The organism is Halobacillus dabanensis, from assembly GCF_900114165.1.
Taxonomy (GTDB): Bacteria; Bacillota; Bacilli; order Bacillales; family Halobacillaceae; genus Halobacillus; species Halobacillus dabanensis.
Genome location: NZ_FOSB01000002.1, coordinates 299,231 through 316,993, shown reverse-complemented (window position 1 = coordinate 316,993; position 17,763 = coordinate 299,231). Strand labels below are relative to the sequence as shown.

14 protein-coding genes are annotated in these 17,763 nt (G+C 41.7%); 10 read left to right on the top strand and 4 right to left on the bottom strand.

Going from position 1 to position 17,763, the window contains the following annotated elements; genetic code table 11:
* Positions 1 to 131 precede the first annotated feature (131 nt).
* The 3 genes from BMZ58_RS04740 to BMZ58_RS04730 form a co-directional block, all read right to left on the bottom strand.
* Positions 132 to 1,289: an ROK family transcriptional regulator gene (locus BMZ58_RS04740; RefSeq protein WP_075035412.1), complete on the bottom strand. Its 1,158-nt coding sequence runs from the start codon at positions 1,287 to 1,289 to the stop codon at positions 132 to 134.
* A gap of 105 nt (positions 1,290 to 1,394) precedes the next feature.
* Positions 1,395 to 3,002 carry a glycoside hydrolase family 43 protein gene (locus tag BMZ58_RS04735; RefSeq protein ID WP_075035411.1) on the bottom strand — a complete coding sequence of 536 codons (1,608 nt, stop codon included), beginning with the start codon at positions 3,000 to 3,002 and terminating at the stop codon, positions 1,395 to 1,397.
* A gap of 21 nt (positions 3,003 to 3,023) precedes the next feature.
* Positions 3,024 to 4,211, bottom strand: coding sequence for an ROK family transcriptional regulator (locus tag BMZ58_RS04730; RefSeq protein ID WP_075035410.1), 1,188 nt, complete (start codon positions 4,209 to 4,211; stop codon positions 3,024 to 3,026).
* Positions 4,212 to 4,435: 224 nt separating this feature from the next.
* On the opposite strand from BMZ58_RS04730, the gene xylA reads away from it, so the two are divergent.
* Together xylA and xylB are read left to right on the top strand one after the other, a co-directional pair.
* Complete coding sequence (gene xylA / locus BMZ58_RS04725) at positions 4,436 to 5,764, top strand: xylose isomerase (RefSeq protein ID WP_075035409.1); 1,329 nt, start codon at positions 4,436 to 4,438, stop codon at positions 5,762 to 5,764.
* 3 nt (positions 5,765 to 5,767) lie between these two features.
* A complete protein-coding gene (gene xylB / locus BMZ58_RS04720; RefSeq protein ID WP_075035408.1) occupies positions 5,768 to 7,225 on the top strand; it encodes a xylulokinase in 1,458 nt (485 codons plus the stop codon).
* Between the two features lie 180 nt (positions 7,226 to 7,405).
* Here xylB and BMZ58_RS04715 read toward each other — a convergent pair whose 3' ends face one another.
* Complete coding sequence (locus tag BMZ58_RS04715) at positions 7,406 to 8,446, bottom strand: aldose epimerase family protein (protein ID WP_075035407.1); 1,041 nt, start codon at positions 8,444 to 8,446, stop codon at positions 7,406 to 7,408.
* Positions 8,447 to 8,810: 364 nt separating this feature from the next.
* Between BMZ58_RS04715 and BMZ58_RS04710 the strand changes: the two genes are divergently transcribed.
* From BMZ58_RS04710 to BMZ58_RS04675, 8 genes are all read left to right on the top strand, one after another.
* The gene (locus BMZ58_RS04710) at positions 8,811 to 9,860 is read left to right on the top strand and encodes a lactonase family protein (protein ID WP_075035406.1); all 1,050 of its coding nucleotides are present in this window, start codon (positions 8,811 to 8,813) and stop codon (positions 9,858 to 9,860) included.
* Positions 9,861 to 10,440: 580 nt separating this feature from the next.
* Entirely contained in the window at positions 10,441 to 11,886 is a 1,446-nt protein-coding gene (gene zwf, locus BMZ58_RS04705) for a glucose-6-phosphate dehydrogenase (protein ID WP_075035626.1), read from the top strand.
* 41 nt (positions 11,887 to 11,927) lie between these two features.
* The gene (gene gndA / locus BMZ58_RS04700) at positions 11,928 to 13,340 is read left to right on the top strand and encodes an NADP-dependent phosphogluconate dehydrogenase (RefSeq protein ID WP_075035405.1); all 1,413 of its coding nucleotides are present in this window, start codon (positions 11,928 to 11,930) and stop codon (positions 13,338 to 13,340) included.
* A gap of 474 nt (positions 13,341 to 13,814) precedes the next feature.
* On the top strand, positions 13,815 to 15,101 hold the full coding sequence (locus BMZ58_RS04695; RefSeq protein ID WP_075035404.1) for a hypothetical protein: 1,287 nt from the start codon (positions 13,815 to 13,817) through the stop codon (positions 15,099 to 15,101).
* Entirely contained in the window at positions 15,098 to 15,655 is a 558-nt protein-coding gene (gene sipW, locus BMZ58_RS04690) for a signal peptidase I SipW (RefSeq protein ID WP_425268642.1), read from the top strand. Before BMZ58_RS04695 ends, sipW begins: the two co-directional genes overlap by 4 nt.
* A gap of 68 nt (positions 15,656 to 15,723) precedes the next feature.
* Positions 15,724 to 16,317: a CalY family protein gene (locus BMZ58_RS04685; RefSeq protein ID WP_075035402.1), complete on the top strand. Its 594-nt coding sequence runs from the start codon at positions 15,724 to 15,726 to the stop codon at positions 16,315 to 16,317.
* 66 nt (positions 16,318 to 16,383) lie between these two features.
* Positions 16,384 to 17,079, top strand: a complete 696-nt coding sequence (locus BMZ58_RS04680; RefSeq protein ID WP_075035401.1) for a TasA family protein — start codon at positions 16,384 to 16,386, stop codon at positions 17,077 to 17,079.
* Positions 17,080 to 17,112: 33 nt separating this feature from the next.
* Positions 17,113 to 17,745, top strand: coding sequence for a class D sortase (locus BMZ58_RS04675; RefSeq protein ID WP_075035400.1), 633 nt, complete (start codon positions 17,113 to 17,115; stop codon positions 17,743 to 17,745).
* Positions 17,746 to 17,763: the final 18 nt, after the last annotated feature.

Sequence of the window (17,763 nt, the reverse complement as noted above, 5' to 3'; positions counted from 1 at the left end):
GAAACCTTGGCTGAACGGCTTTTTATTCTGGGAAGTTATTTAACGAACTCCTTCTTTAACCATTTCATCGGAAAAACGTGGCTGAAAAATGGGGAGAAGGTTTGACTTTCCGTACATTATATAGTGTTTGCCTAAAAAGAATTTTCTAAGAATTTTTCGATCATGTAATGGCAGGACCCAAGGGCAGTCGAGTATTGCGGGGCCTTTGAGAAACTGATAGCGACATCTTCTTTATGAAAACGTAAACTATGGCGTTCCACTGCTTCTTTCAAAGATGGTTGAAGAAGGTCTTCCGCCATAGCGAGACGGTTACCGATAACAACCTTTTCAGGGTTGAAGGTATTAAGGATATTACTGATGCCGATCCCTAAATAATACCCGATGTCAGCAAACAAGGCGGTTACTTGCTCATTGGTGTCTGCTTCTTCGATCAAAGACTCCAAATGGCTATCTGCTGTGTAAGAGGGAAGTTTTGCTGCCTCGCTGATCAAAGCTTTTTCTGACGCATACATTTCCCAACAACCTTGACTTCCACACAAGCATTCACGCCCGTTGATGTCTATCATCATATGGCCCAGTTCTCCAGAAAAACCTTTCTCTCCATTATACAGTTTTCCATCAATGATCAGCCCAACTCCAATACCGATACCGGCACTTACATACACAATATTGTTCGCTTGAGCAGGGGGGGAATGATGAAATTTTTCTTCGTAAGCTCCCGCATTCGCTTCATTATCAATGATGACTGGAAGGTGGAAGACTTGTTCCAATTCTTGTTTCAAGTCGATGTCCTCCCATTCCAGATTCGGAGCGAGAAGGACGAGACCATTGTTATCGACGATGCCCGGAACTCCCACTCCGATTCCTACTACACCGTAGGGAGAGGAAGGAGTCTGGTCGATTAAATGTTGTATGGTTTCTATGATGACCGGGAGCCATTGATTGAAATTTTCTTTGGAAATGCTTTGACGTTGTTCAGCAATGATTTCACCGTTTAAGTTAGTTAATATGCCAAGGATATAATTAACACCAAGATTAATGCCGATGGAATAACCAGCCTTTTCATTGAAGAGTAACATCAGAGGTCTTCTTCCCCCACTGGAGGAACCAGGACCTTGTTCAATAATAATTTCCTCTTCGATTAGTTCGGCGGCTAAAGAAGAAACGGTTCCTTTAGTAACCCCTAGTTTTTTGGCGATCGCAGAACGTGATACCGGTGCATCGGTCATGATCGTCTCTAATATTCTTTTTTTATTTTGCGATTTGATGGATTGTTGAGACCAAGACATGCATACATCCTCCAGACTATCTGTCTATATTTGTATGCATCATTGTATCATATAATCGATTGAAAAAGCCCTGGTCAAGAGTAACGACCAGGGCTCACTTTAGATTTAATTTTCTTGGTATATAAAGTAGTCGAAATCTGCTGGTTGACTTTGACCTGATGTGTCCTGGCATTGCATTCCTACAAAAGCGCCTGTAAAGAATCCGCCGCCTTCCACGTAATCATCAGACAGTTTGTAAGATGGCAGGGAGACAGGTAGTTCGTGCCAGCTTTCCCCGTCAAAAGAATAGGCATATGTGTAAATGTTCGTTTTCACATCTACTCTGAGGTAAACATCATCCACCTCATCAGGAATGATTACTCCTTGATCTAAGGTTTGACTGAAAGAAAAATTATCACAAATGGTTAAATCTAATACTCTTGTCCTTCTTTCTTCATCCCATGTAATTTGGAGCGCTGTCCAATTTTTTGTATTGTAATAATTGACTAGTCCGGCTGCTTGTTGGAAGGTCTCTGGTCTGAAATCTACTTTCGTTACTGCCCTGAAGTTAAAATGCTGCCATCTTCTTGCAACATAGGCCTGGGTGAAAGTGGAAGTTAAAGATTCCTTACCATAAAGACGCAGATGTCCTGGACGTTCCCTTAGAGAAGCGATGTTCTCATCCAGCGGAATTCGTAAAGATTGAAAATGATGATTCAGATTATTGCTATCAAAATCGTCTTTTTCCACAAAATCTTTATCCCATTGGACTTCAGGAATTTCTGGTCCTTCAATTTCAAGAGAGGGTTGATTTCCTCCCACTACATACGGCCAGTCATTTTCCCATTCTAATCTTTGGATAGCCGTTTCCCGCCCAAGGGGGCAATAGCCTCTTGGGTCTAAAAGGGCATCCGTTACTTTTGGAAGCGGTCTCCCTGTAAGGTGGACAAGGAACCATTCATCTGTATGGGTTTTAACCATCGATGCGTGACCTGCTTTTTGAAGGGGGTTTCGTGGGTATGGCCATGTCGTAATAAGCGGATTATCTGGATGAATTTCATAAGGACCTTTGAGACTAGTAGAACGTGCCAATGTAGCCTGGTGGTCGAATTTCGTTCCCCCTTCGGCTGTCAATAAATAGTAATAGCCGTTCATTTTATAAAGGTGGGGAGCTTCTGTAAGTTTTACGTCCGTCCCTTTGAAGATGATTTCCGGTTTACCAATGAGCTTTTTCTCCTCATGACTATACTCCTGAAGGACGATTCCATAAAAGTTGTGGTGACCAACACGGTGATCCCACATCATATTCACTAAATACTTTTTGCCATCATCGTCATGAAAAAGCGAGGGATCAAATCCGGAACTATTTAAATGGACAGGATTGGACCATTCGCCATCAATGGTGTCACAAGTGACGAGGTAGTTGTGGGAATCTTTCCATTGTCCATCGACAACTTTTACGTCTGTATAGATGAGCCAAAACTTTCCATCACTATAAGAAAGAGCAGGGGCCCATATCCCACCTGAATCGGGGTTTCCGCGCATATCTAATTGTTCTATCCGGTTCAAGGGCCGGGAAATTAACCGCCAGTTTTTCAGATCCTTAGAATGATAGATTCCAACCCCAGGGAACCATTCGAAAGTAGATACGGCAATGTAGTAGTCTTCCCCATCCCGACAAATGCTCGGATCGGGATGGAATCCGGTTAAAATTGGATTTTGGATCGTTGTCATAATCATCACCTCTAAAATTTTTTAAACCAAGCTCGTATATTCGTGAATATTTACTTTTAAAAAATTCTCAAATGTGAAGGCAGCCATACCTAAAGCAGATGAGTGGGAATTGAATTCTGAGAAGTGGATTTTTAAAGAGTCTTGTTGAAACCAAAGCGCATTGTGTTTTGTTTTTCCCATCATAGGTTGTTCGATCCATCGCTGTGCTGCAGTAATTCGGTTACCGATAATGACGCGCTCTGGGTTGAATGAATTAATGATATTCGTCAGACCTATTCCTAAATATGTACCAATGGAATGGAAAGTATCTATCGCATCTTCATCGCCTTTTTCTGCCTTTTCAATCATGTTTGTTAAAGGATCCACGTAATCCTTCCAACTTATTTGAGAACTAGAAGTAAGCGCCTGCTCGGAAGCATATAACTCCCAGCACCCCTGATTTCCACATCTACATCTGTGGCCACGTCCTTCTACGGTCATATGGCCGAGTTCTCCTGAAAAACCATCGGTCCCTCTGTAAAGTTCGCCATTCAAAATCAATCCAACCCCAATGCCGACCCCGACACTTACGTAGATGATATCTTTTTCCCAGCGACCGGAACCAAAAGTTTTTTCCCCATAAACTCCTGCATTCGCTTCGTTTTCAACAATGACAGGACATTCATATCGCTGATGAATCATCCCCTTGATGTCTATGTTTTCCCAGCCAAGGTTCGGAGCAAGCAGGATTTTTCCTTCTTTGTTTACAGCACCCGGCACTCCGATCCCGATTCCAACAATCCCATATTCGCTCTGGGGTGCTGACTGAATGAGTTGGTCGATCACCTGGAAAAGCTTCACCCTAATATATTCGAAAGAGAGGTCATTGAAGTAAGTCGTCACTTCTTCACATATGTTGCCGACGAGGTCTGTACGAATTCCTAAAATGTAATTCACTCCGATATCGACACCGATAGAATAACCTGCTTTTTCATTGAAGAGGAGCATGACAGGTCTTCTTCCTCCCTTTGATTCACCGGGCCCTTTTTCATAGATCAGCCCTTCACCTAATAACTCCGTAACCTGGGAGGAAACGGTCCCCTTATTCAATTGGGTTTCATTCGCGATATCTGCCCGGGAGATCGGTGATTGGTTCAGAATGGTTTCTAACACTAAAGATTTGTTGACATTCTTAATCGTATACTGATTCCAAGTGTATTTTTTGGTCATTTAACCCCATCGCTTTCTATTTTTTTAAATTATAACACAATTTTATTTGTTTATCCATTGGACAAACTAAGATTTGTTTGATAGTCTTTGATTAAACATTTATAAAATAATGAAAATTCTATTCTTTATAAGAGGGAGGTCACCTGTTTAAGAAAGCGGTTTCTTTTATTTTTAGCACCACTTATTTTTAAAAATCTTAACGCATCTTTCAGGAGGTTATCGTAATGACTTATTTTAATAATATTGACAAAATCAAATATGAGGGCCCTCAATCCAATAATCCATATGCGTTCAAATTCTATAATCCGGAAGAAGTAGTAGGCGGACGTTCGATGGAAGAATATCTCCGTTTTGGGGTGGCATACTGGCATACATTCACAGAAGACCTGTCTGATCCATTTGGTACTGGTACCGCTATCCGTTCCTGGGATAAATATGATGACATGGACTTAGCAAAAGCTAGAGTGGAAGCAGCATTTGAATTCTTTGAAAAACTGAATGTTCCTTATTTCTGTTTCCATGATGTAGACATTGCACCAGAAGGAAGCAATTTAAGAGAGTCGAACCAGAACCTTGATACCATTGTTGCGATGATTAAGGATTATATGAAAGATAGCAAAACGAAATTGCTTTGGAATACGGTGAATAATTTCACTCATCCCCGGTTTGTCCATGGAGCGGCATCATCGAATAATGCTGACGTCTTTGCCTATGCGGCTGCAAAAGTGAAGAAAGGTTTGGAAGTCGGGAAAGAATTAGGCTCAGAAAATTATGTGTTCTGGGGCGGTCGTGAGGGTTATGAAACCCTTTTGAACACCGATATGAAGCTGGAGCTTGACAATCTCGGACGTTTCTTCCGGATGGGGGTAGATTACGCGAAGGAAATCGGATTCGATGCGCAGTTCCTCATTGAACCGAAGCCGAAGGAACCAACGACGCATCAATATGATTTTGATGTTGCATCAGGTTATGCATTCTTACAAAGGTATGATCTTGCCGACCATTTTAAATTCAATATTGAAGCAAACCATGCGACATTAGCTGGTCATACATTCGAACATGAACTTCGTTATGCACGGGTCAATGATATGCTAGGTTCGGTGGATGCCAACCAGGGTCACCCATTATTGGGCTGGGATACAGATGAATTCCCTTCTGATCTTTACTCTACTACTCTAGCAATGTATGAAATCATTAAAAATGGCGGCTTAGGCTCCGGAGGATTGAATTTCGATGCGAAGGTACGTCGCGGATCCTTTGCGCCAGAAGATTTATTCCACGCACACATTGCTGGGATGGATAGTTTTGCTGTCGGATTGAAAGTTGCTCAGAAATTGATTGATGATGATGTACTTGATGGCCTTGTAAATGAGAGATACTCAAGCTTCCGCGAAGGTATTGGAAAAGATATCGTTGATGGCTCTACGGACTTCCATAAGTTGGAGGAACATGCTTTAAGACTTGATGGTATTGAAAATCAATCAGGAGGTTTAGAAAAGATTAAAGCGAAAATCAATCAATACTTGCTGACGATGTATGCAGAGGAGAAGTAATCTATGAAATATGTGATCGGTGTTGATTTGGGGACAAGTGCAGTAAAGCTGTTACTTGTCGACCAAAATGGTGATATAGCTCTAGAGGTGTCGAAGTCTTATCCTCTTATCCAAGAAAAAAACGGCTATAGCGAGCAGGACCCTGAAGTATGGGTGGAAGAAACACTTGCTGGATTGAAAGAACTAGTCCAGCAGGCCCCGTGTCCTGCGTCTGATATTGAAGGCATGAGTTTTTCTGGGCAGATGCATGGGCTTGTCCTGTTGGATAATGAGAAGAAACCATTAAGGAATGCAATTCTTTGGAATGATACACGTACAACCAAACAGTGCCGGGATATTCTTCACCAAGTAGGAGAGGATCGCCTGCTTGCAATCACGAAAAATCCTGCATTGGAAGGATTCACTCTTCCAAAAATTTTGTGGGTGAAAGAAAACGAACCAGAACTTTATGGAAAAGCTTCTACCTTTGTCTTGCCGAAGGATTACTTGCGATATCGTCTCACTGGTGAAATCGCCATGGATTATTCGGATGCAGCCGGTACACTTTTGCTCGATCTATCGGCAAATGATTGGAGTAAGGAAATCTGTGATGCTGTTGGTATAAACATAGAGATCTGCCCTCCTTTAGTGAGCTCGAGTGATCAAACAGGCGTTGTAGAGGCAGGAGTGGCGGAACAAACTGGACTTCGTGCACATACAAAAGTCTTTGCAGGTGGTGCGGATAATGCTTGCGGGGCGATTGGTTCAGGTATACTGAGTGATGGAAAGACACTGTGCAGTATCGGGACTTCAGGCGTCATCCTCTCCTATGAGTCAAGTCGGGATAAGGATTTTGGAGGAAAAGTCCATTACTTCAACCATGGCGCCCCTGATGCTTACTACACGATGGGTGTTACGCTTGCGGCTGGAGACAGTCTCCGTTGGTTTAAAGATGTCTATGCACCGCAAGAAACATTTGAAGCCTTTGCAAAGGGAGTCGAAGAAGTTTCTCCAGGATCCAGAGGATTATTGTTCACTCCTTATATTTCAGGAGAACGGACACCGCATGCCGATGCCAACATACGTGGGAGTTTCATAGGAATGACCCACTCTCATACGAGAAGAGAATTCGTCCATGCAGTAATGGAAGGGATTACTTTTTCATTGAATGAATCGCTTGAGATTTTTCGAGAGAATGGAAAAACGATTGATACCATAGTATCGACAGGTGGCGGAGCGAAGAATGAATATTGGCTGCAAATGCAGGCGGATATCTTTAATGCCGAAGTCGTCAAATTGTCGAGCGAACAGGGTCCAGGTGTAGGAGCAGCGATGCTTGCGGCGTACGGCTGCGGGTGGTTTGATACTTTGGAAGGTTGTGCAGATGAATTTCTGACAATCGAAAAGACTTTCTCACCAGACAAGGAAAAAGTGGAGTCCTATAAAAAGTTGTTCCACATTTATCAGGATGTATATGCCTAGACGAAAGAGTTGAATGAACGTCTGCAATCCTATAGGTGATCAATAAAGAGAGCGTCTTACCATTTTGGATAAGACGCTCTTTTTATGGTGTCCCTGTATCCCCGCACTTTTCTTTATGGACTAAAAAGAAAAGTAAATAATTCTAAGCATTTGGCTTTTTCCATTGTATTTGAGCAGTTGTTAATGATTTTCATTTTGGAAAGTGAAGACGGTTTGCTGCGAATAGATCGTATTAGCTGTTAATTCTATAGAAGGGAAATCTTGATGATGGAGGGAGGCTGGTGATCCTTGTGTTTCAAAACAAACGCCTAAATACTTTTCCGATTGTTTTTCAGCTAACTGGTGGTCATCTGTCAGGTTATTTCCTGTATACATCACCACACCAGACTGATCCGTTTCCACTATCATTATTCTTCCACTGTCGTGATCTCTAACCTCAATGATATTCTTATCTCCTTTAGAAAAAAGGAAGTAATGGTCATAGCCGGATTTTGCAATTTTGTTCTGATCATAATCCGATTCTATCCCGGTACGTAAAGGGGTAGGACGGCGAAAGTCAAAAGGCGTACCTTCTACATGGCGGACGTGTCCACTAGGAATCAGGTCTTCATCCAGTTCGAGAAAGTGTTTGCTGGGCATTTTCACTTCATGATCGTGGATAGTTCTTTTTGCGTACCCACTTAAGTTGAAATATGTATGGTTAGTTAAGGTTAGGACGGTATCCTGGGTACTCACTGCTTCGTAATCTACCTTTAATTGGTTATCATTGTCGAGTTGATAAGTGACTTTCACGTTAACATCGCCAGGATAACCATCACTCAAATGAGGAACTTGCAGAGTAAGAACAAGGCCGACATGCTCAGGATCCTGGAATGTGCTTGTTTCCCAAAGCCGTTTGTGAAACCCTCCAGAACCTCCATGGATATGATTCTCGCCATCATTTGCTTCCAAGTTGTACTTTTTTCCATTGATGGTAAAGGTGGAGCCTGCAATCCGGCCGGCTACTCTTCCTATCAGGGCACCGAAAAAGTTAGGGTCTTCCAGGTAATCTTCGTCTTTCTGGTAACCAAGTACGACATTCTCGATATTCCCTTTGTTATCAGGAACATTGATTTCTTTGATGATCCCTCCATAATTTAAAACTTTTACTGACATTTCCTTATCGTTAATAAGAGTGTATTGGGTCCACCCGTTTGGTAGTTTTTCTTCCGTGACCTTCATTTCCATCCTCCTCTTCATAGTTTCTTCTATTGTATCACTTTGTTAAATCGATGGAGGTAACAACCTGCTTCCCATTCGACCATAAACCAGCAATAAGAGTTCCTGTTTTTTGATTGACTTGGAAAGCAATCCAACAAATAAACTTCTTATTTTTTGATATAATATCGTCTATGTTATTTTCATTTTTTAAAGGATGGTATGTTATGTTATTTTAAAAGAAATCAGTAAACTTTACAGACCTCCAGATTACGGATAACGTATGAATATTAGAGTTATCGATTTAGGAGTAAATACCTTTATGTGATAATGGGTAGGAAGAGTTTGACTAACGAGATTTCCATACTAATCGTAAAGGAGTTTTAAGATGACAAAGTATACTGGATATGTTGGAACTTATACCAAACAGGAAAGTAAAGGCGTCTATCAGTTTACGCTCGATACGGACAACAAAGAATTAAGAGATGTGAAACTAGCGGCAGAGCTGGCAAACCCGACGTATGTCACGGTGAGTGACGACCATAAGAATTTATATGCGGTCACGAAAGAGGGAGAAGACGGCGGTGTTACAGCCTTTACGATTGGTGAGGAGAGCGGGGAATTGACGAAATTAAATAGTCAAACCGCTGTCGGGTCACCTCCATGCCACGTGAGCGTCGATTCCGAAAAAAGCACGGTGTTGACAGCTAATTATCATACAACGAAAATTGCATCCTATTTAACAAACAAAGATGGCTCCCTTGATCCCGCCGCTTCCGTTGTGGAACACGAGGGCACCGGTCCACATGAAAGACAGGAGAAACCGCACATGCATTTTGCCGGTTTCACACCAGATGAAAAGTACGTGGTTGCCATCGATCTCGGAACTGACAGGGTAATCACCTATCTTTCTGATAACGGTAAATTAAATCAGGCCCAAGTCTTCAACACAAAACCAGGTAGTGGTCCAAGACACATCACCTTCCACCCGAATAAAAAGTTCGCCTATGTGATGACAGAACTAAGTTCAGAAATCCTTGTCCTTCATTATGATGAGAAAGATGGAAGTTTTTCAGATGAACAGGTGATTTCAACCATTCCCCAGGATTTTAATGAAACGAACGACGGAAGTGCAATCCATATTTCTTCTGATGGTCAATATGTATACGCCGGAAATCGTGGGCATAACACCATTGCAGTATATAAAGTAGACCAGGATACAGGGCAATTAACATTCATCGATTGGACGTCAACCGAAGGAAATTGGCCGCGTGACTTTGTTCTGGATCCTTCCGAAGATTTCCTTATTGCTACGAACCAAAAATCAAACACGATGACATTGTTTGAGAGAGACAAATCTACAGGAAAGCTATCCTTGATTCAATCTGACGTCTTCGTACCGGAACCTGTTTGTGTGAAATTTATTGGAGATGCATGATTGTAGCGCTTCCCCTTTCAGGTCTTAAGGAACCGACTTATGAACAGAAAAAATAGGTGAAACAGTCATCCTGAGCCAGGGTGGCTGTTTTCTTTTTTATTGGGCAATGAAACGATATCAAGCGATTTTAATATGCCTGACATTAAAAGAGTAACCCCTCCGTGTCACGTATCCTTTCGTTCACTAACGCACCAGAAGTCAGGCACGAAAACACAAAAAACATGAAAATTTTTTTCAATCTATTGCAAAAAAGAGTGAAAACGCTCACACTAAGAGTATAGTAGACAAACAAAGCGTCATTTGGCTCACACCCTTCAAATTAGGGTTCACAAGGACTATGTGTCTCCTGCAGCCTCTTTAAAAATAGACGAATTTTCAGTAAAATAATTTTCATGGGAACTTAGCCATTTATAAATCTGAACCATGAAGCAAACAATAAACCGTGACCTGGATATAAGCCTGTTTACTTACATATTTGGTGGTCATGTTTTATACTGGAAAAAGCGTAAAAGTACAGGAGGTAGTCACGAAAATGAGTCAACAACACATGACAAGTCATGGAATCGATACCGTAGAAAGAATGGACGACATGACCTTTGTTTTATTCGGAGCCAGCGGGGATTTAGCAAAACGGAAAATCTACCCTGCCCTCTATAACCTATATCTTGAAGGGAAAATGCCGAACTCTCTCTCTGTCGTAGGATTGGGACGCAGACCTTATACGAAGGAAGATTTTCATAATATCATCAAGGAATCACTGGAAACCTTCTCTAGAAGAGATGTCGACACATCCAATCTGGAAGCGTTTCTCGAAGTCTTCCGTTACTTTATTTTTGATGCAATGAAAGAAGAATCCTATAAAGGTTTGAAGGCATTCATCGAAGAGCGTGAAAGCGAGCTTTCTATTCCAGAGAATCGGTTGTTCTATATGTCTGTCGCACCTAAATTGGTGGAGCCGATTACCGCATCGCTTCATGAGAGCGGCATTACAGATACGGATGGCTGGAAGCGTCTGATTGTAGAAAAGCCTTTCGGAAGCGACTTGCATTCAGCGAGACACTTGAATGATGAACTGACGAAAGTTTTCCAGGAGGAAGAAATCTTCCGCATTGACCACTATCTTGGAAAACCGATGGTTCAGAACCTTGAATCATTGATCCGTCCGAATCCTATTTTGAGTTCTCTTTGGAATCATCAACAGATAGCCAACGTTCAGATTACGGCGAGTGAAACAGTGGGCGTCGGTACTAGAGCCGGCTATTATGATAAAGCTGGAGCAATTCGCGATATGGTGCAGAACCACCTGTTGCAATTAGTCATGATGACAGCTCTTCACCATCCGGAAAAATTGACGCCGAAACAGATTGAAGAGAAGAAGAAGGCGATCATGGAATCATTGCGACCAGTCGAAACAGATGAGATTTCCAAGCATGTCGTCCGTGGTCAGTACGAAGCGGGAGAAATCAATGCCGAACACATTCCAGGGTACATGGAAGAGGAAGGCGTAGCCGAAGACTCCAACAATGACACATACTTCGCAGCTCGCTTGTACATCGACAACAACTACTGGAAAGGCATTCCTTTTTACATCCGTACAGGGAAGCGTATGAATAAGAAATCAACAAAGATCATCATCGAATTCAAAAATGAAGTCGAGGATGATGAAGATGCAGCAGGAGCGGTTTCTAACTTGTTGATGATTGAAATTAATCCAAACGAAAGTGTCGGTTTACGAATCAACCTGAAAGATGATTCGAACGAGAAATTCGAACCGGCGTACATCAACTTCACCAAGAACCTTGATGCTCAGCCGGAAGCCTACGAGAACTTGTTGGGGGATGCCATGCTTGGTCACTCCACCTATTTCGCGCACTGGAACGAAGTCGAGCTTTCCTGGAAGTGGATCCAGCCGATTTTAGAAGCGTTCGAAAATGATGCCCTTCCTCTTCACGGCTATCAAGCAGGATCCGAAGGGCCGGAAGCGGCTGAGAAGCTCTTGAATGAAGATGGCAATACGTGGTGGTAATAAATTTTTATTAGATAGAATGGAAAGGATTTGGTCGGATAATGGAAAAGCAGAATATCGGAGTTATCGGTTTAGGTGTCATGGGGGCGAATCTTGCTCTTAATATCCAGGACAATGATTACACTGTATCTGTCTATGATTACTGGACAGACCGTGTAGATGAGCTAGTAGGAAATGAAGAAAACAGTGGCGGTATTTCTGGCGCTTACAGTGCAGAAGAATTCGTCGCTTCCCTTGAAAAGCCACGCAAAATTTTGATGATGGTCAAAGCAGGGGAAACGACAGACAAAGTCATCGAAAGTCTTGTTCCACATCTGGAAGAAGGCGACATGCTGATCGACGGTGGTAACACGTACTATGAAGACACAGAACGCCGTGCCGCTTACTTAGAAGAAAAAGGCATCCACTTCATAGGCACTGGATTCTCTGGCGGAGAAGAAGGCGCACGTAAAGGTCCTTCCATCATGCCAGGAGGACCAAGTGAAGCATATGCCGAAGTGAAGCCGATTTTTGACGCAATTGCAGCGAATGTAGAAGGCGCAGCTTGTGCAGCCTACATGGGACGCGGTGGTGCTGGCCACTATGTGAAAATGGTGCACAACGGCATCGAGTATGGCGACATGCAGCTCATTTGTGAAGCATACTTCATCATGAAGAACGTCCTTGGCCTTTCCGCACAAGAACTGCACGAAGTGTTCAAAGAGTGGAATGAAGGCGAACTGGATAGCTACCTGATCGAGATTACGGCAGACATTTTCACAAAAGTGGACGAAGAAACAGGAAAACCACTTGTTGAAGTCATCCTTGATACAGCAGGCCAAAAAGGAACAGGAAAATGGACAAGTAAGAGTGCCCTGGACCTTGGCGTGCCACTTCCAATCATCACAGAATCCGTATTCTCCCGCTTCCTTTCTGCAATGAAAGAAGAGCGCGAGAAAGCAAGCCAATACCTGACAGGACCAGAAGTTACTTTTGACGGAAATAAAGAAGAAGTAATCGAAAACCTTCGTAAAGCATTGTACATGAGTAAAATCTGCTCCTACGCCCAAGGCTTCGCACAAATGCGTGCACAGTCCGAAGAAAAAGGCTGGGACCTGCAGTACGGCGATATCGCGATGAACTTCCGCGGCGGCTGCATCATCCGCGCACAGTTCCTGCAGAAGATCAAAGACGCTTACGACAAAGAAGAGAACCTGACGAACCTGTTGCTTGATCCATACTTCCAGGACATCGCAACATCGTATCAAAAAGAGCTTCGCGAAACGCTCACTCTAGCTATTCAAAACGGCGTACCAGTACCGGCATTCTCCAGTGCGCTGGCATACTATGACAGCTACCGTACCGCAAAGCTTCCAGCGAACTTGCTGCAAGCACAACGCGACTACTTCGGTGCTCACACGTATCAGCGTATTGATAAAGAAGGCACGTTCCATACAGATTGGATCAACGGATAATCAAGATAAGAGCGCAAACCTCCATCGGATGAGGTTTGCGCTCTTTTTTTATTTTAAAAGAAACAGTAAGGAATGGAAAAAAGACTTTTTCCAATCTATTTGCACTCCCTCCCTTTAAGAATTTTGATATTTTATAGGACTATTTTTATCTCACTTGAATCTGAAAAAGTCTGATATTCCGATTAACTTTTTCAAGCATTGCTTTTTTGTTCTTTATAAGAAATAGGAGTGTGTAATTTTGATTAATTGTAAGCTATATGGAGATATACGAAGATTAACCTACACTTTTTGTTCTATATAAAGAATAATGGTTCTTTTTAAAGTTTTCCATAAAATAACTTAGGTACTATAATCAGGTTACAGTATTCTTAATAAAGAACAAAAATTGATTTTCAAGAACGAATGATTGTGAAAAAGGGGGGAGATCCTCTGGAGCCAAGAAGGGATAAATTTAGAAGACAGCGCAAAACGCGGATGGTGAAAACGACCAAACACATTACATGCAGTGTTGCAATTAGTTCACTGATTGTCGGTACAAGTTCTCAATTTGTTGGTAAGACGTTAGGGGCATTTAACGATTCGGATGTGGCAACCTCGCAAATACAAGCTTGTGAAGTGTTCCCCGGATATATAAATGAACTGTTCTCAGACGTGAAAGAAGAACTTCTTCTCTTTAATAATGAAGTGAAAAATATTCCAGAGGTTACTAGTTATACGTCTTCTTTTGAGCGAATAGCAGGGTTATCGGAATATTCCTTGCAACAATTGAAGGAGGAAGAAAAACTACTGAAAGATAAACTGACGAAACTGGAAAAATTACAAAACGATCGCTTGCAATTGGATAAAAGCCTGGACATTGAAAAAGAAAACCTTAAAGAGAGAGCCCATACTATCTATAAATTATTTGTAAGGATTGCTCAACTTTCAGATCAGACAACAGCTTCTTGCTTACAGGATCAATATCCATTAGCAGGTGATACATTAAAGGATCTAATGGTCAAGAGTGGGTTGAATCACAAACAAATTGAAAAGCTTTTATTCTATTATAATACCAATCAGTTTGGTCAGAATGCTTCTCCCGCCATAGGGACAGCAATTTGGGAGGATTTTCAAGCTTCCATCAATGAAATCTTCACGTCTCCTAAAAAACAGTTAGAAAAGAATAACCAGACGATGAAAGAAGAGAAGAAAAAGATAGAAGAAGAAATCGCTTCTCTACAAGCCATTATTAAGCAGTTGGAAAAAGAGGAGAAAGAGAAGATAGCGAAAGAAAAGGCTGAAAAAGAGGAAGAAGAAAAACTGAAGGAAGCAAAAGAGAAGGCTGAAAAAGAGAAAGAAGAACAGAAAGAAGCAGAAGAGCAAAAAGCTAAAAAGGATCAAGGAGAGCAGCAGGACAGTCAGAAAGAAACATCGGATGATTCTTCTGAAGAAAAAGAGGAAAGCAAAGAGGATGACGGTCCCGAAAATAAACAAGTAAGTAAAGAGGAGAATAAAGAAGATAAATCAAGTAACGATAAGTCCTCTTCCAGCAATGAACAAACATCAGAAAAAGGAACAGATGAATCAAAAGATAAAAAGAAAGTAGATGAGCCAGAAGAGAAAAAAGATTCGCAAGGAAAACACTCTTCCTCTGCGGAGAGTACAAAAAATAATAAAGATCAGTCCTCAAAAAATGATGGAGAAGAAGGAAACTCTTCAGGCCAAGGGCAAGACACTTCTAAAGAAAAGAAAACTAAAACATCTAAAGAAGGAGATTCATGATGAAAAATGTATTGAGTACACTCATGACATTTCTACTGTATGGGATATTAATTTTCATGGTAGTCATAGTGGCTGTTTCTAAAATCTCTGGCGGTGAATCCACGTTTATGGGATATCAATTAAAAACTGTCCTTTCCGGTTCTATGGAACCTACGTTCCAAACAGGTTCGATTGTTGCGATAGAACCTACCGATGATGGAACTCAGTATAAAAAGGGCGATGTTATTACATTTCTCCGTGAGGAAGGCGTTCTCGTCACTCACAGAATCATAGAGGTTAAAGGATCAGGCGAAAATACCAGCTATGTCACCAAGGGAGATAACAATGATGGCGCTGACCTGGAACCAGTGTTAGCAAGCAATGTCGTTGGTAAGTATGTGGATTTCACGGTTCCCTATATTGGTTATGTGATGGATTTTGCTAATTCCAAGCTAGGATCTCTTTTATTACTAGTCGTTCCGGGAGTTGGGTTGTTTGGTTATGGATGTATCTCCATCTGGAGAGAGATTTCCAAACTTGAAGATAACAAAGAGAAAGAATCTGCAAAGGCTTAACGGTTGTACTCCTTGTACATAAGCAAGGATTCAATATAAAAAAACATAAATTTTAAGGAGGAAGTTACATGGGTTTGAAAAAGAAATTAGGTTTGGGTGTTGCATCAGCGGCTTTGGGATTGTCTTTGGTGGGTGGAGGAACGTTTGCCTACTTCAGTGATACAGCTGAGGCTAGCGGATCATTTGCTGCAGGTACATTAGATTTATCTGCGGATCCAACAACAGTTATTGATGTAGGGAATCTTAAGCCAGGGGATACAATGCTTCGTTCATTTGACTTAGTAAATGGTGGATCTTTGGATATTGCTTCTATTAATCTAGATACTGATTATTCTGTTAGTGACGCTGAGGGTGATAATTCTCAAGATTTGGGTAAGCACATTAGAGTGAATTTCTTACTGAATGCTGATAAGTTAGATGCACCTATATTCTCTACTACCCTAGCGGATTTGAAGGGGATGAGTCCTGATGTGATTGAAGGTAATATATTTAGTGGCTGGCTTGCCGAAAGAGGCGGTAACCTTGCAGCTGGAACATCTGATACTCTCTATGTACAATACGAATTTGTAGAAAATAACCAGGATCAAAACCAATTCCAAGGGGATGGCCTTGAGCTTACTTGGAAATTTGAAGGTAAGCAGGGAGCTGGAGAAGCTAGATAAGTTGTTTCAAAGGGTGGGGGGGATTCCTCCCGCCTTTTCTTTACTAACACTAAAGGAGATCCTATTATGAAAAAACTCCCTCTCTTTCTTAAATTCTTCAGCATTTATAGTATATGTATTTTACTCTTCGTCCTCTTCCAACCGATCGGGTCAACCAAGGCATTAGAAGATGCTTCGGAGATTGATCTTTCAACCTCGCACGAACGAGTCATTGATATCGAAAACTTTAAGCCGGGTGATTATGCAGTCCGCTCCTTTGCTTTGAATAACGATGGCACTCAGAATCTCCAATACACAATGACCTCCTCACATAAAAGCGGATCAGAAAAATTGTATAACCAATTAACCTTCATCCTGGAAATTGAAGGTGAGCAAGTATTTGCTGGTCATCTATCAGACTTTGAAAAGATTTCAGCAAGAAAGCTTGCAGCAAAAAACGCCGATGAAATGACTTTGAAGGTGGAGTTTCCATACGAATCAGGGAATGAATTTCAAGGGTTGGCAACAGAAGTGGGCTTTACGTTCTTTGCAGAAGGTGATATACCTCCAGTGTCAACACCTGATCAGGGAGAGGGTTCTCCACAGAGCCAGGCAGATCAACCAACAGGATCATCAGAAGGTGGGATGCTCCCACAGACAGGAGAAGGTTCTCCTCTCCTATATTACCTTGTGGGCGGATTATTATTAACATTGGGTGTTTCCCTTTATATCCGGAGTTTCTTTAGGAAGAAACAACCAGTTGTCGGAGCAGAATCGTCTTAGGATTTTGCTCTTTTTTCTTAGGAGTGATGAATAATGAAGTGGTTGGCATTAGGAATCATCCTTGTTGGTCTGGGGGTGATTAGTTATCCGTTTGTTGAAAATCAATGGGCTTCGTATAAAAAGGATCAATATATTCAACAGTTTGAATCTGGTGAAGGGGGTAGTAGTCCACCTTTAACCTTTGAGAGTAATGATCAAATAGAGGATGTGAATGACATTCTTGCGGCGGGAGAGGGTAACCAATCCATATTTACCAAAGATGAGAAAGACGGATCTATCATAGGAACCATTGAGATTCCTACGATTCAATTGAAACTGCCTATTTTACAGGGGGCAAGTGACTACAATTTAAAATATGGGGTGGGGCATATGAATGGGACAGCTCCTATTGGCCATAATGGTAATGCCGCACTTGCTGCTCATAGGGGCTATAGCGATGGCAAACTTTTTAACAAATTGGATGAAGTGAAAGAAGGGGATTCTATCTTTTTTCATACGACGGAGGGGAGATTCGAGTATGAAGTTCAAAACTCATTGCTTGTAACTCCAGATAATTTAACCGTTCTGAAACAATCAGGAGAGGGAAGCATGGTAACGCTAATCACTTGTGACCCAGTACCGGACCCGACTCACCGTTTAATTGTTAAAGCTGGTTTAATAGATTAGTAAACGAATCATATAAAT

Bases quoted from the DNA above. Each gene is read 5' to 3' on its own strand.
- BMZ58_RS04740 (WP_075035412.1), bottom strand. From the start codon at position 1,289: ATGTCTTGGTCTCAACAATCCATCAAATCGCAAAATAAAAAAAGAATA.
- BMZ58_RS04735 (WP_075035411.1), bottom strand. From the start codon at position 3,002: ATGACAACGATCCAAAATCCAATTTTAACCGGATTCCATCCCGATCCG.
- BMZ58_RS04730 (WP_075035410.1), bottom strand. From the start codon at position 4,211: ATGACCAAAAAATACACTTGGAATCAGTATACGATTAAGAATGTCAAC.
- xylA (WP_075035409.1), top strand. From the start codon at position 4,436: ATGACTTATTTTAATAATATTGACAAAATCAAATATGAGGGCCCTCAA.
- xylB (WP_075035408.1), top strand. From the start codon at position 5,768: ATGAAATATGTGATCGGTGTTGATTTGGGGACAAGTGCAGTAAAGCTG.
- BMZ58_RS04715 (WP_075035407.1), bottom strand. From the start codon at position 8,446: ATGAAGGTCACGGAAGAAAAACTACCAAACGGGTGGACCCAATACACT.
- BMZ58_RS04710 (WP_075035406.1), top strand. From the start codon at position 8,811: ATGACAAAGTATACTGGATATGTTGGAACTTATACCAAACAGGAAAGT.
- zwf (WP_075035626.1), top strand. From the start codon at position 10,441: ATGGACGACATGACCTTTGTTTTATTCGGAGCCAGCGGGGATTTAGCA.
- gndA (WP_075035405.1), top strand. From the start codon at position 11,928: ATGGAAAAGCAGAATATCGGAGTTATCGGTTTAGGTGTCATGGGGGCG.
- BMZ58_RS04695 (WP_075035404.1), top strand. From the start codon at position 13,815: ATGGTGAAAACGACCAAACACATTACATGCAGTGTTGCAATTAGTTCA.
- sipW (WP_425268642.1), top strand. From the start codon at position 15,098: ATGATGAAAAATGTATTGAGTACACTCATGACATTTCTACTGTATGGG.
- BMZ58_RS04685 (WP_075035402.1), top strand. From the start codon at position 15,724: ATGGGTTTGAAAAAGAAATTAGGTTTGGGTGTTGCATCAGCGGCTTTG.
- BMZ58_RS04680 (WP_075035401.1), top strand. From the start codon at position 16,384: ATGAAAAAACTCCCTCTCTTTCTTAAATTCTTCAGCATTTATAGTATA.
- BMZ58_RS04675 (WP_075035400.1), top strand. From the start codon at position 17,113: ATGAAGTGGTTGGCATTAGGAATCATCCTTGTTGGTCTGGGGGTGATT.